Genomic DNA, 12,930 nt, shown 5'->3' with positions numbered 1-12,930 from the left:
CCAGGTGCTTTCGGGGAGGCGAACGCCCCGAGCCGCGCCATACTGCCCACCGCCATGAATGCCCAGGACCTCCTCGCCCGACTCCAGGACGCCTCTACCGACGGTCCGTTGGATCGCCTCGCCGCGCTCGTCGTGGAGCACGAGCTCTCCCAACCCCTCGAGACCCTCGTGCCGCCCGCCCTCATGGCGCGCGCGCTGAGGGCCGCCCTCGAGGGCTGGCTCGCCTCCAACACCGCCGACCGCGAGCTCGCCTCGGCGCTCGACCACCTCCAGCGCCAGCTCACCCAGGACCCGCGCACCGTGCGCGAGGCCGTGCCCCCCGAGCTCCCCAAGATGCTGGCGGAGCTGGCCTCCCGCCACTACTCGCCGGACCGGGCGCTGGTGCTCTCCGTGCTGGACCGTCCGCCCGTCCGCACACTGGCGCGCGCGCTGCTCTTCAACGTGCTCGTCGAGTTCAGCCGCAAGGTGAGCGCCCCCGTGACGGAGAACCGCATCGCCAAGGGCTTCTCTGGCCTCGCGAAGTTCGCCGCCGAGCAGGCCAAGAGCTCGGGCGGAACACTGGGTGGCATCGCGGGCGCGCTCTCCGATGAGATCGAGCGCCAGGTGGAGAAGCGTGCCCGCGACTTCGCCGACTCGGCGCTCTCCGGCCTCTTCCAGCAGCTCGCGGATGCGCTCACCGACCCCACCCGGGCCTCCGAGCAGGCCGAGATGCGCGTGGCCCTCCTGGACGGAGTGCTGGGCCTGCCGCTGGCGAAGCTCGGACGCGAGCTGTCCCGAGCGGACGTCCCCGGCGGCGCGGCGGTGGTGCGCAAGGCCCTCACCCAGTGGCTCTCCACGCGGGACGCCACCGCGGAGTTGGAGCACCTGCTCACCCGCATCATGGAGCGCGACGGCAAGCGGCCGATGCGCGAGTTGCTCGAGCCCCTCGGCCTGCTCGACACCTTCCAGGACCTGGGCCGCGAGTCCCTGCGCAGGCGCCTGGCGCCCGTGGTGGCCTCCGAGCCCTTCGCGCGCTGGCTCGAAGAACTGATGAAGTAGAGGAGACACCACCATGGCACTCGAAGATGACTTCCGTTCCGCGCAGGAGCACGTGAAGACGCTCAAGACGCGCCCCTCCAACGACACGCTGTTGGAGCTGTATTCGCTCTTCAAGCAGGCCACCGAGGGCGACGTGCAGGGCAAGCGCCCGGGGATGCTGGACCTCAAGGGGCGCGCCAAGTACGACGCCTGGGCCGGCCGCAAGGGGCTGGGCCGGGAAGCGGCCATGCAGCAATACGTGGCGCTCGTGGAGCGGCTGCTGCGCGGTTGAGGCGCCCAGAGGTAGTCTGCACCGTGATGAGCACGCCCTCCCTCCCCCATGAGCCATCCCTGCGGCCCGAGGACCTGTGGCCGCGGATCGTCTCCACGACCCGGCACGCACTGGCCACCGGTGCCCTGCAGCCGATCGCCACCGAGTGCCAGACCCTCGAGGAGCGGGGAATCCCCTTCCAGGTGCGGGTGCTCGGCCGGGCGCACCTCAAGGACGAGCGGGCCAGGCGCGAGAAGCCCCGCGCGGTGCCCTTCGATCCCTTCGAGAACCCGGATCCGGACCTCATCGTGGGCGGGCTCTCCCCCACGCACCTGTGCCTGCTCAACAAGTTCAACGTCGTCGAGCACCACCTGCTCATCGTCACGCGCGCCTTCGAGGAGCAGGAGTCCCTGCTCACGGCCGCGGACTTCGAGGCGCTCGCGCTCTGCATGGACGGGCTGGACGGGCTGGGCTTCTACAACTCCGGCGAGGTGGCCGGGGCCAGCCAGCCCCACAAGCACCTCCAGCTCATCCCCCCGCTCGGTCCCGAGGGCCTGCGGGTCCCCATGGAGAAGGTGCTGCCCGGGGCCCCGGGGTTCGCCCACGCGGTGACGCGGCTCGGGCCGTGGGAGTCCTCTCCCGCCCGGGACGGGGCGCGGATGCTCGCGGCCTATCAGTCCCTGATGAAGGAGCTGGGAATCGGCCACCCGCTGCCTCCGTACAACCTGCTCACCACGCGGGACTGGATGCTGCTGGTGCCTCGCGCGCGGGCCGAGTCCCACGGCATCAACGTCAACGCCATGGGCTTCGCCGGCTCGCTGCTCGTCAAGAACCAGGAGCAGCTCCAGAAGCTCCAGGAGCTGGGACCCCTGGAGCTGCTGCGGCAGGTGGCCCCCGAGTCCCGCCCCGGCTGAACCCTCCCGGAGGGCTCAGGCCTCCGTCAGGATCCGGTGCCGGTAGAGCTCCAGCAGGATGTCCTCGTGCAGATCCGCCTGCTTCTCCTCGCGCAGGCGCGCGCGCACCGCTTCGACAGGCTCGCGGCCGGTGAACTCCACCAGGAGCGAGTAGGCCACCCCGGGCAGCGCGACGGCGTCGTACTCGCTGTAGGCCCCCAGCGCCACACTGCCATCCGCGAGCCACTTCACCGTGGCCTCGGGGTTGAGCTTGAGCACCTTGGGCAGCGCGGGCGCCACCGCGTCCCGCAGGCTCTTCTCCAGCACCTTCAGCTCGATGACCCCATCCAGGCCCATGATCTTCTCCACCTGCTCCGGCGTCAGGGCGCGGATGGTGTCGTAGCAGGCCCGGTAGAACTCCTGCTCGCGGCCCGCCCACTGGCGCCACAGCGCGGCGTACTCCTTCTCCGGCAGCGGCTTGTCGTCCAGGTCCTCGAGCGTCGGCGTCTCCGCCAGGTCCGGCTTGTCCTTGCCGGCGAGGATGTACTCGGGCAGCAGCTGGAGCACGGCGTAGCGCGAGAGCTGGATCTCCGCGAGCGCCAGGTACGTCTTGAACGTCATCCACAGCTTCCGCCCGTCCGCGCCCGCCACGTACTTGCAGAAGAACGTGGAGCACACGGCCTCGCGGAAGGGCCAGATGGTGCACCCGCCCTGCTGCTCCTCGAAGTACGGGCAGCGCATGGAGGCCGCCCGGCCGAAGAACTGCCGCGAGTTGCGGTACAGCAGGTTGTAGCGCGCCGACGGGCGGACCCACTGCGGCGTCACGCCCACGTGGCTGGCGATCTTCTCCCCCACCCGCCGCCGTCCCTCGCCCAGCTCCTCGCGCGTGTCGGACAGGAGCGCGCCCACCAGGTAGTTGGGCAGCTTGGGGTAGTAGGTGCAGCACTTGGTGTCCGGCCGGAACAGCCGGCTCACCCCGTCCACGGACTCGACGGTCCCCTGCGCGGAGGACGGGCACATGGCGCACGAGGAGCACGTGGCCTTCTCCTCGTTGGGAATCTCCGCGCGGAAGAAGCCGGGCAGGAGATCGCGGTAGAGGACCGGCAGGCTGTCGAGCATCTGGGGCATGGGCGGGGGGCTCCTGCGTCGGAGGGCGGTGGGGCTCAGGACAGGATGCGGATGATGATCATCACGCACAGCGCGAACATGCACAGCGTCCCGATGCCGAAGCTCATCGAGCGCCACGGCTGCATGGCCTTGACGTAGGCGACGCTGTACACCACCCGGGCGGCGGTATAGGCGATGAAGCAGATCCGCAGGCCGAGCACCGGCACGCCCGCCAGCACGGCGATGAGCCCGAGGATGAGGAAGCCCGGGATGTTCTCCAGGTCATTGCGGTGGGCGCGCAGCACGCGCTCCACGTCGGGGTGCTCGGTGGCCGTGACCTGGGCGCCGAACCGGGCCGCGTCCTCGGGGTTCATCGCCACCTTCAGCCGGGAGCGCGTCATGGCGGTGTAGATGCCCACGGCGAACATCTTGATGACGAGGATGACGGCGCACAGGGCGTAGAGACGGAAGCCCGGGAACGCCAGCACCAGGTTGGAGGTCATCTGCGGGAAGAAATCGTTCATGGCGGGGGCCATCTACCAGCAGTGGGCGCGTTTGGACAGCGGGCGCGCCCCACGTGTAGCGTGCGCGCACCATGCTCACCCTCCTCCTCGTCGTCCTCGCGGCGCAGCCCACGGCCGCGCCCACCCCAGCCCCCGCCATGGATCCGGCGTACGTGGCCTACACCACGGAACTGGAGCAAGGCATCCACGCGGGTGACGGCTCCATCCTGGACGCGCGCGTCGACGTGGATCGGCTCCTCGAGCGCGCCACGCGCGGCACCTCCACCCCCAAGGCCTTCCACGACGGCTTCTCCAAGGGCGTGCGCCGCTCGGGCCTGCAGCTGGGCAAGCAGCTCGTCGCCACGCGCGAGGATGACTCCAGCTTCCGCCTGCTGCGCCTGCGCATGGAGGGCGGCGCCCCTCACGCCCTCTACCGCGTCATGACCAGCCAGAGCGGCGTCAACTACCTGGACCTGGAGCTGGCCAGGAACGCCGAGGGCCAGGTCGTCATCGTCGACTTCTACCCCTACATCACCGGCGAGCCCTTCAGCGAGACCCTGCGCCGCATGTACCTCCAGGCCGCCAAGGAGGCCGGCTACAACCTCGTGGACAAGCTGATGGGCAAGGAGCAGGACTTCCTCAAGAACGCCCCCAAGCTCCAGGAGATGCAGCGCCAGGTGCAGGAGAAGCAGTACGCCGAGGTGGTGAAGACGTTCGACGCGCTGCCCGAGTCCCTGCGCAAGAACAAGCCCTTCCTCCTGCTGCGCCTCAGCGCCGCCGCCCAGCTCGACGAGGCCCAGTACCAGAAGTCCATCCAGGACTTCGAGCAGGCCTACCCCAACGATCCCAGCCTGGACCTCATCTCCATCGACGGCCACATGATGCGCAAGGACTACGCCACGGTGATGAAGATGATCGACCGGTTGGATCAGCGGGTGAAGGACCCCTACCTCCAGTACCTGCGCGGCAGCGTGATGCTGGACAAGGGGGACCGCAAGGCGGCCCTGGGCCACTTCAAGGCCGCCATCGCCGGCGAGCCCACCCTCACCCTGGCCCACTGGGTGCTCATCGGCCTGTCGCTCCAGGACAAGCAGTTCAAGGACACCGCCCGCTACCTGGACGGCATCGAGCGCGACACGAGCGTGGAGATTGGCGACCTGACGGCCCTCGAGGAGTACGCGGGCTTCGTCAAGTCCCCCGAATACAAGGCCTGGAAGAAGAAGCGGGCGTCCCGGATGGAGGCCGCACCAGCAGTACCTTGACGGCGGGGCCCGGCTTGTGAAAGTTGCCGGGCTTCATGCCAGTCCTCAGTGGTGCAGTGACCTTCTCGCGCTTCCGGTCCGAGCCGGCCGGAAACGCTCCTTCCGACAAGAAACGCTGGCTCTCCAAGGGCTTGAAGTCCGGGGCCTTCGAGCCCATCGACCTCAAGAAGACCGAGGACGAGCGGGCCGCGGGCTTCGTGGAGCTGGAGAACCATGACTCCGTGGAGTTCTCCACCGGCGCCATCCTGTACGGCGACTACGCGCTGTTCGGCTTCCGGGTGGACACCGTCAAGGTGCCCGCCGCGGTGCTGAAGGCCGAGCTGGACAAGTGGGCCACCGCCTTCGAGAAGCAGAACGGCCGCCAGCCCACCCGTGGCGAGAAGGCGGAGAACCGCGCCTCCCTCCGCCACATGCTGCGCCAGCGCGCCGTGCCCTCCACCAAGGTGCACGACGTGAGCTGGAACCTGCAGACGCAGCAGGTGCAGATCTGGGCCGCCTCGCGCAAGCAGGTGGAGGAGATCCTCCTGGCGCTCGAGCAGGCCTTCGAGGTGAAGCTCCAGCCGCTGGTGCCCGCCGCCATGGCCGCGCGCTCCGGCATCAAGGACGAGGAGCTCGTCCCCACGCCGGAGCTGATCGGCATGGAGATTTCCCACAACGAGATTCCCAGCAGCGAGGTGGCCCATGGGGAGGCGTGAGCAGGCGAGAATCGAAGCGGCCTTCATGCGCGGTGACACCGGCGTCGACGGTGGAGCCACCGAGGAGGAGACGCGGGACGAAGCGGAGATCGAACGTGACAAGGCGCGCGAGCAGCTGCTGCGCGGCCGGGCCTACCTGGGCCGCGAGTTCCTCACCTGGCTGCTGTGGCGCTCGGAGTCGGGGGATGCGCTGGTGGACTTCGAGGGCACGGGCCTCGTCGTCCTCTACACGGGCCGCTGCACCCTGCGTGGCGTCAACGGCGACGTCACCGAGCTGATGGCCCGGGGCGCGCTCGCGCCCTACTCGGAGCAGGTGAAGCACTCCATGGACCGCGGCCTGCTGGTGCACCAGGCCCGCTGGCGCCTCACCCACGGCGAGAAGGTGTACGAGGTGACGCTGGACGCCGAGTTCCTCGACATCCGCGCCGCGAAGCTGCCGGAGCTGATGGCCGAGGAGGAGGATGACCGGCTGCTGGAGCGGCTCTACCTCACCGAGCAGCTCTCCAAGATGGTGGACGCGTTGGTGCAGGCCTTCCTCGAGGTGCGCGCCAGCCGCAACTGGAGCAAGAAGGCCGTCCCCGCCATGAAGCGCTGGATGAAGGGCGAGGACGAGGCCCCCCGGGCCACCAAGGTGCAGCTGGCTCGCGCCGCGCGCGGCTGAGCGGACACCCCGGCCCGTCCCCCCTCACCGCGGGACGGGCCCCACCCCCCTTGAATGTCAGACAGCCGACGCGCCCCGCCCGTCTGTCCGTCTCCGCACGCTTCATCCCCCCGGCAACAGGCCGGTTCCCAAGAAAAACCGTCATCCTGGATCCGGGTTTGACGTCGGCGGCAATTTCGTCCTGGGCAGCCCGCGAGAGCGGAACAACCCCGTGGGCCAGACAAGCCCATGCACGGCAGGACGCAGTCAGGACGTGCCCACCACGTGACTTGGGGAGGCGTCTACGTGGGCAACGACCGGGGCATGCTCAACGAGCGGGAGAGCACCGCGCGCGCCTGTGCGCTCTCCTCCAGCGCCGAGGCCGCGCGCGAGGCGTGCCCGCCGCTCGTCTATGTCGGGACCTACGACAACTGCCGGCTGGACTGCGGCCGCTGCGGCTGAGCCTGCGTGGAAGGGGGAGCGGGCCCGTGGGTCCGCTCCCCTGCTCTTCTCAGCGCTTCCGGGTGGCGGCGAATTCAGCGACGAAATCGAGGAACTTCTTGATGGCCGCTGCATGATCTCCGCCGAGTTCCCGGAGATACTTCTTCACCCAACCATCCTCTGGCCATTCCCGTTTGACGTCGCGCAGCCAGACGATGAAGTCCTGGAACTCCCGGTCGGGAAGACCGTTGTACTGGAGGGCCATGGAGCTGCCCTCGATGAAGGCACGCATGGCGTGGGCATTCACCGAGCCCAGGAACATTTCCAATATCGCTCCTTCGTTCACCTGTTCCCGGATGAACAGCAGCAAGTCCACGGTGGAGACAGCACGTCCCTCCCAATCCCTGGGTGTCTGAAGCTTGCTCATCTTGTCAGCATCTCCTCGGTAACCTGCTCAATGAGAGCCTCACCGCGCAGCACGACGTGCTTGAGGTATTCGGCTCGGGACATTCCCGCTGGGCCAGTGAACGCATCATAAAACCTACCTTCGTACTCCACCAAGAAATGCCTGTTGTTGTCGGACATCAAAGTCCGGCTTTGCCATGACAAAAAATCACCCTGGGTGCTGGAAATGCGAAGGTACTGAGGGGTGCCTCCCAGGAATTTGAAGCCTTGGGAGATGTCTTTGGCCACTCGGCCGCAGGAACCCGCCACCCTGTTGGCCAGGCCGAAGGCCGATTGAAGTGCCGCCAGGGCGGGCGGAACCGTGTCGCGATTCGTGGCGAGCTGCCACATGGAGATGGCCCCGGCGATGTCCCCCCGGGCCATGGCCGCCAGCATCTTGAGGCGCACCGTATCCGGAACCACCGCAAGCACCGAGGCCACCACGACGTCCGGTGTGCCCCCTGACAGCGGCGCTTGCGCCGACGCCCACGGTGCCAGCAAGCAACACACGACCAGCAGCACCCGGCAGTGGCTCGAACGCATGGAGCCGGAGACTACTGAATGCGCCAGTGGATGTCCCCACGGGAAGCCCTCCTGGCCGGGGCCTTTGGAGGAAGAGGCGAAAGCGCCTAGTCTCCACGCCGGACGCATGCGCCTGGTGACGATGGGGGCCCCGATGATCTGTTTGGTCTGTGCCGAGCTTCGCGACGGGGAGAGCCGGGACACCTGTCCGGACTGCGGCGCCCTATTGGAGCCCGTGACACGGGAGCACGTGGACAGGCTCGTCCAGGAGAAGCTGAAGCGGCGGATCTCCGACTGGCAGGCCACGCGGCTGGTGGAACCGGCCACCGCGACCCGGCTCACCGAGTCCCTCTCCGTCACCACCGTCGTGAGCGCCGCCATCGCCGTGCCGCTGCTCGAGGACGCGAGCACGCTGGAGCAGAAGGCGGACGCGCTCGCCGGGAAGCTCGAGGAGCTCGAGGATTGGCGCCCCACCTGGGGCCAGGCCTTCTTCCAGGCGCTGGAGAACGCGGCCCGCGAGGAGCGCGAGCGCGAGGCCACTCCCCGTCCGCACCACGAGGAGGAGGGCATCGGCCTCGCGTCGGAGTCGGGACAGGCGCTCTTCCAGCGCGCGGACGCGGGCGCGCTCGGCGGCGGGCTGGATGCGATGGTGGCGCTCGACGACGCCGCGAGCGGCGCGGCCCCCAAGCTGCACGAGTACGTGTGGTGGTTCCTCGGCGCGGTGCTGGTGCTCGGCGGATCCCTCATGGGCGTGCGCGAGGCCTGGCGCGCGCTCGGCGGCGTGCCCCGGCAGCTGCTCGTCACGGGTGCCCTCTTCGCCTACCACTCGGCCTTCGTCGGACTCGGGGTGCTCCTCGCCCGGCGCTCGGCCTCGGCCGGACGGGTGCTCGCGAGCATCGGCATCGCCCTGCTGCCCGTCGTCTTCGTCGCGCTGTCCTCCCTGGTGGGCCTGTCCCCGGTGATGGGCGGGCCCGCCTCGGCCGGAGTCGCCGCGCTCACCCTGCTCACCCTGAGGCCCACGGGACGCCTGCTGTACGGCGCTTCCCCCGTGTCGCTCGGGGTGGCGCTGCTCCCCTCGCTGCTGGCGGGACTGCCGTTGATGGGGCTGGACGAGGCGCCCTGGGCCCGCACGCTCTGCGCCTTCGCCGGTGTGGCGGCCTTCGGGGCCTCGGCGTGGCGGGCCCGGCGGGAGCAGCCCCGGGCAGGACTCTCCCTCCTGACCACGAGCCTCTATGGCGCGGCCGCCCTCGCCGTCTTCGCCGTCGCCAGCGCGCCTTCCGGTTTCGACGCCCTCTTCCCGGGGAGCCCGCTCTTCGCCGGCATGACGCTCTGGGCGATGGCGCTCGCCGCGGTGGCCGCGGGCGTGGCGAGTCAGCCCTCCGCGCGCGAGGCCCATCCCCAGGCGGCCCCCGTGGTGGAGACCCTCGCGCACGCGGTGCTGGCCAGTGGAGCCCTCGCCGCGGCGCTCGCGGCCTTCTCCGTGCAGCCTGGCGTGGAGCCCTGGGTGGACCTCGCCTCGGCCCTCACGCCCATGGGGGCGGCGCTGACCTTCTTCCTGTTCGAGCCCCGGCGGCGCGCGCTCGCCCACCCGGCCGTGCTCACACTGGCCCTGGCCGGCGTCCTCCTGGCCCGCTTGATGATGCCCCTCGAGCCCCGCTGGTGGATGGTGGGCATCGCCGCCGTGGGCGCGGGTCTGCTGCCCATGGGCCGGCTGAACGCCCAGCACAGTCTCGGCTTCTGGCTGCTCGGCTGGGGCGTGGTGCTCTCCCTGGCGGCGTTGCCGCTGACCTCGTACGGCGTCACGGGTTGGGGCTCGGACACGGCATGGCCGGCGGTGACCGCGGGCGCGCTGGTGGCCGTGGCCGCGCACCTCACCGGTGGGTACCGCGCGCGGGCCCTGCACTACCTGGGAGCGGTGGCCGCCATCTTCGGAGCCTTCGCCACCATCGACGCCACCGGCGTGGAGGCGAGGGACTGGGCGCAGCTGTCCGTGCTCACCGGGGCGGCGGCGCTCTACGGCGTGGCCGGGCTCCTCCAGGCGGCGTGGATGCGCCGGAGCGGGAAGAGCAACGAGCTCCTGCCCCTGGATGACCTCTCGCTCGCCCTGGCCTCCGTGGGGGTGCTGCTCGCCCTTCCCGGAGTACAGGCCGGTGCCGGCGAAGTGGCCACGAGCCTCCCGACGCTCGTCATCGGCTGCATGCCGCTCGTCCTCGCCTCGGTGCTCCTGCTGCTGCGCGTGAGACGGGAGCGGAGCCGGCTCATCAGCACCCTGGCCGCGTGGGGCCTCGCGCTCTCGGCCGTGCTGTTCGTCCAGGGGCTGCGCCCCACGGACTTCGCCGGCCGGGCCCTGCTGCTCGCGGGACTGACGCTCGGCTTCTCCGCCATCGCGTCGCTGCGTGGACGCGCATCCGAAACTCCTGAGCCCGCCCCGCGAGGCAGGCGGCTGCTCGGGTGGATCCGCCTGCCCTTCCCCGAGTCGGGCCGCCCCCTCTACACCGATGGCTTCGCCGCCGTGTCCTCCGTGGGCGGGGTGTGCACCCTCGTCCTCCTGTCGAACTGGATGCAGTTCCCGGTGGAGTCCGAGCGCCCCACGCTGGTGCTCGCGGGAGCGCTGCTCACGGGGAGCGCGGCGCTCGCCTTCCTCTCGCGAGGCTTCGTCACGTGGCACCTGCGAGGCTCGGTGGGCATGCTCGCCGTCGCGGGCCTCTTCATCGCCTTCACGGCGGTGCTCAACCGCGCGGGACGTCCCCTGCCGCCCGACGTGAGCGCCTTCCGCCTCCCGTTCATCGGCATGGGCCTCTGGCTGCTGGCGCTCGCCACGCGGCGTTTCGGGCCGTGGCTCGGGCGCCTCCTGGAGAACGAGCGCCACGGCCGCGTCTACCACCTCGTCCCGCACGCCGGAGTGGCCGCGCTGGCCGTGGTGCTCTCGGTGGGTGCGTGGAGCGCCGGTGGGCCCCTGCTCTCCCGCGCGTTGACGGTGGTGCCTCCGCTCATGCCGCTGGGCGCCGGACTCCTGGCGATGCTGCTCGCCTTCTCCTTCCGGGCTCCGGCGCTCGCCAACCTGGGACTGCTCCTGGCACTGCCGGGGGCCGCGCTGTGGGCCGTCCATCGCGCCGTGCTCGGACATGAACTGGTGGCCACGTTGCCTCCGGGGAGTCAGTGGGTTCGCGCCGAGTACCTGGAGGCCGCCCGGAGCACGCACTGGCTCGCATCCGAGGCATGGCTGGCCTCCGGCGAGACGGTGGAGCAGCTCTGGTACCGGGCCTTCCTGGGCCTCGCCGCCGCGGGGCTCGCGTATGCCGGCGCGGGGCTGGCGCTCACCCTGTTGGGAGTCCGCGTCCGCCTCGTGCAGCACCTCCTGTTCGGGGAGTCCGGCTCCGACTCCTTCGGCCCTCGGCTCATGCGGGCGCTGCACGGCTGGTCGGGCACCGCCGCGGGGCTCGTCTTCGCGGCGGCGTTCTTCCAGCCCGGGCTGGAGGCGGCCGTGCTCATCCTCGGCGCCGGGCTGCTGCTGCTCGCGAGCCGGGCGCGGCCCCAGGGACGGCTGGTGCCAGGGCTGGGCCTGCTCCTGGTCATCCACGCCGTGGCGCATCTCGAGCCCACCGTGGGCGCATGGCCGGGCCCCGTGCTCGCCCTGGTGGGGCTGGGCGTGGTGGCGCTGAGCCCGTGGGTGGCCCGAAGGCTGGGGCGTGACGAGGGCCAGGCGCGTGCGCGGGCCCAACTGGGTGCCCTCTTCTATGCGCTCAACGCGACGGTGTACGCGCTGGCCAGTGGAGGCAGGACGGATCCGCTGATGGCCGTTCCCCGGCTCCTGCTCTCGGACGTGTACGGCCTGGGTGGAGACTGGATGCGGTCCGTGTCCCTCCCCCTCACCCTGGCGATCCTGGCCACCACGCTGTACATCGGCGCGGCCCAGTGGAAGGGCGCGCTGGCGCGGCTGGGCGCGGGCTGGGCCACGGCGCTGGCGGGGCTCGCCGCGCTGACGGGCCTCTCGGTGGCGCTCGACACACGCAGCCTCGCGCCGCACCTTCCGGCCCTGGCGCTCTGCGTGGCGGCGGTGGCGGCGCTCGCGCACATGGCCAACCGGCGGCTGCGTGAAGGACGCGAGGACCTGGCCCGGGGGCTCGCCTGGGGCCGGGACCTGTGGCTCATCGCCATGGGTGGGCTGCTCGCGCTGGTGGCAGCGCAGGGGAGCACACCGGACGAGCGGGTGCTCCCGCTGGCGGGCTCGGCCATCGCGCTGGCGGTGGGGGTGTCGCTGCACGCCGCGTGGCGCGAGCGGACGGGCCGGCACGTGTACTTCGTGCAGGTGGCGGTGGTGGGCGTGTACGCGCTCGTGAGGGCGCTCCATGCCCGGGACCTGCGCCCCGAGCACGATGCGCTCTTCGCCCTGGCGCTGGGCTTCGTGCTGGTGGGGGTGACGGTGCTGGCGCGGCGGGCGGGGGTGGCACCGGTGGAGCGGGCGACCCGCCGGTTCGCGGCGCTGCTGCCGGTGGGCATGGCGCTGGTGCTCCCCAGCGAGGCCACGCGGGAGGCCGCGCTGCTGGCGGGTGGCTCGGGCCTCCTGTACGCGGCGCTGGGAGCGGTGGAGCGCAGCCGGCTGTTCGGCTCGCTGGCGGCCACGGCCTGCAACGCGGCGCTGCTCATCGCCGCGCTCTCCCTGGACATGGAGGGCATCGAAATCTACCTGGCGCCGCTCGGCCTGCTGCTGTTGATGCTGGGCCAGCTCTTCACGGGCAGCCTGCCGCGCGCGGCGAGGAACGCGGTGCGCATCCTGGGCGGCATGCTGCTGTACGTGCCCGCGGCGGCGAAGGTGGCGCTGCAGATCGGCCAGGCGGCGGACGGCACCTATGCCTTCGTGTTCGGCGCGGCCTGCCTGCTGGGCGTGGCGGCCGGCATGGCGCTGCACATCCGCGCCTACCTGGCCCTGGGGACGCTGTTCCTCACGCTGGACGTGGCGGCCACGCTGGTGCACGCCGGGTTGAGGGACCATCGCATCGGCTTCGTGGTGATGACGCTCACCGGCCTCTCCATCGTGGGCGGCCGGGTCTTCGCCACGCTGCGCCGTCAGGAACTCGACCGGTGGCTCCGGGGAATGCGCGTCGCGCTCCGGGGTTGGGACTAAGGTGAAGCGG

Annotated in this window: 12 protein-coding genes; 8 read left to right on the top strand and 4 right to left on the bottom strand. The window is 70.8% G+C overall.

Annotated features, from left to right (window positions below):
• Positions 1 to 54: 54 nt before the first annotated feature.
• Genes VFZ09_RS49150 through VFZ09_RS49140 form a run of 3 tightly spaced genes read left to right on the top strand, consistent with a single transcriptional unit; the run spans position 55 to position 2,202 of the window.
• Positions 55 to 1,038, top strand: a complete 984-nt coding sequence (locus tag VFZ09_RS49150) for a hypothetical protein (RefSeq protein ID WP_329734792.1) — start codon at positions 55 to 57, stop codon at positions 1,036 to 1,038.
• A 13-nt stretch (positions 1,039 to 1,051) separates the two neighbouring features.
• A complete protein-coding gene (locus VFZ09_RS49145) occupies positions 1,052 to 1,309 on the top strand; it encodes an acyl-CoA-binding protein (protein WP_329734791.1) in 258 nt (85 codons plus the stop codon).
• Positions 1,310 to 1,335: 26 nt separating this feature from the next.
• Complete coding sequence (locus tag VFZ09_RS49140; protein WP_329734790.1) at positions 1,336 to 2,202, top strand: ATP adenylyltransferase; 867 nt, start codon at positions 1,336 to 1,338, stop codon at positions 2,200 to 2,202.
• Positions 2,203 to 2,217: 15 nt separating this feature from the next.
• On the opposite strand, the gene VFZ09_RS49135 is transcribed toward VFZ09_RS49140, so the two are convergent.
• Both VFZ09_RS49135 and VFZ09_RS49130 read right to left on the bottom strand, forming a co-directional pair.
• Positions 2,218 to 3,309, bottom strand: a complete 1,092-nt coding sequence (locus VFZ09_RS49135; protein ID WP_329734789.1) for a hypothetical protein — start codon at positions 3,307 to 3,309, stop codon at positions 2,218 to 2,220.
• A 35-nt stretch (positions 3,310 to 3,344) separates the two neighbouring features.
• The gene (locus VFZ09_RS49130) at positions 3,345 to 3,812 is read right to left on the bottom strand and encodes an MAPEG family protein (RefSeq protein ID WP_329734788.1); all 468 of its coding nucleotides are present in this window, start codon (positions 3,810 to 3,812) and stop codon (positions 3,345 to 3,347) included.
• Positions 3,813 to 3,883: 71 nt separating this feature from the next.
• Between VFZ09_RS49130 and VFZ09_RS49125 the strand changes: the two genes are divergently transcribed.
• From VFZ09_RS49125 to VFZ09_RS49110, 4 genes are all read left to right on the top strand, one after another.
• Entirely contained in the window at positions 3,884 to 5,053 is a 1,170-nt protein-coding gene (locus VFZ09_RS49125) for a hypothetical protein (RefSeq protein WP_329734787.1), read from the top strand.
• Positions 5,054 to 5,088: 35 nt separating this feature from the next.
• Positions 5,089 to 5,748, top strand: coding sequence for a recombination-associated protein RdgC (rdgC, locus tag VFZ09_RS49120; protein ID WP_329734786.1), 660 nt, complete (start codon positions 5,089 to 5,091; stop codon positions 5,746 to 5,748).
• Entirely contained in the window at positions 5,735 to 6,409 is a 675-nt protein-coding gene (locus tag VFZ09_RS49115; RefSeq protein ID WP_329734785.1) for a hypothetical protein, read from the top strand. Before rdgC ends, VFZ09_RS49115 begins: the two co-directional genes overlap by 14 nt.
• Positions 6,410 to 6,673: 264 nt before the next feature.
• Complete coding sequence (locus VFZ09_RS49110; RefSeq protein ID WP_329734784.1) at positions 6,674 to 6,850, top strand: hypothetical protein; 177 nt, start codon at positions 6,674 to 6,676, stop codon at positions 6,848 to 6,850.
• A 49-nt stretch (positions 6,851 to 6,899) separates the two neighbouring features.
• Here the strand turns inward: VFZ09_RS49110 and VFZ09_RS49105 are convergent, their stop codons facing one another.
• Both VFZ09_RS49105 and VFZ09_RS49100 read right to left on the bottom strand, forming a co-directional pair.
• Complete coding sequence (locus VFZ09_RS49105; RefSeq protein ID WP_329734783.1) at positions 6,900 to 7,256, bottom strand: hypothetical protein; 357 nt, start codon at positions 7,254 to 7,256, stop codon at positions 6,900 to 6,902.
• Entirely contained in the window at positions 7,253 to 7,816 is a 564-nt protein-coding gene (locus VFZ09_RS49100) for a hypothetical protein (RefSeq protein ID WP_329734782.1), read from the bottom strand. Before VFZ09_RS49100 ends, VFZ09_RS49105 begins: the two co-directional genes overlap by 4 nt.
• Positions 7,817 to 8,030: 214 nt before the next feature.
• Between VFZ09_RS49100 and VFZ09_RS49095 the strand changes: the two genes are divergently transcribed.
• Positions 8,031 to 12,920, top strand: a complete 4,890-nt coding sequence (locus VFZ09_RS49095; protein ID WP_329734781.1) for a hypothetical protein — start codon at positions 8,031 to 8,033, stop codon at positions 12,918 to 12,920.
• Positions 12,921 to 12,930: the final 10 nt, after the last annotated feature.

This window comes from Archangium sp., assembly GCF_036277355.1.
Lineage (GTDB): Bacteria > Myxococcota > Myxococcia > Myxococcales > Myxococcaceae > Archangium.
The sequence above is the reverse complement of the archived record's forward strand: the minus strand, read 5'-3'. Positions and strand labels throughout refer to the sequence as shown.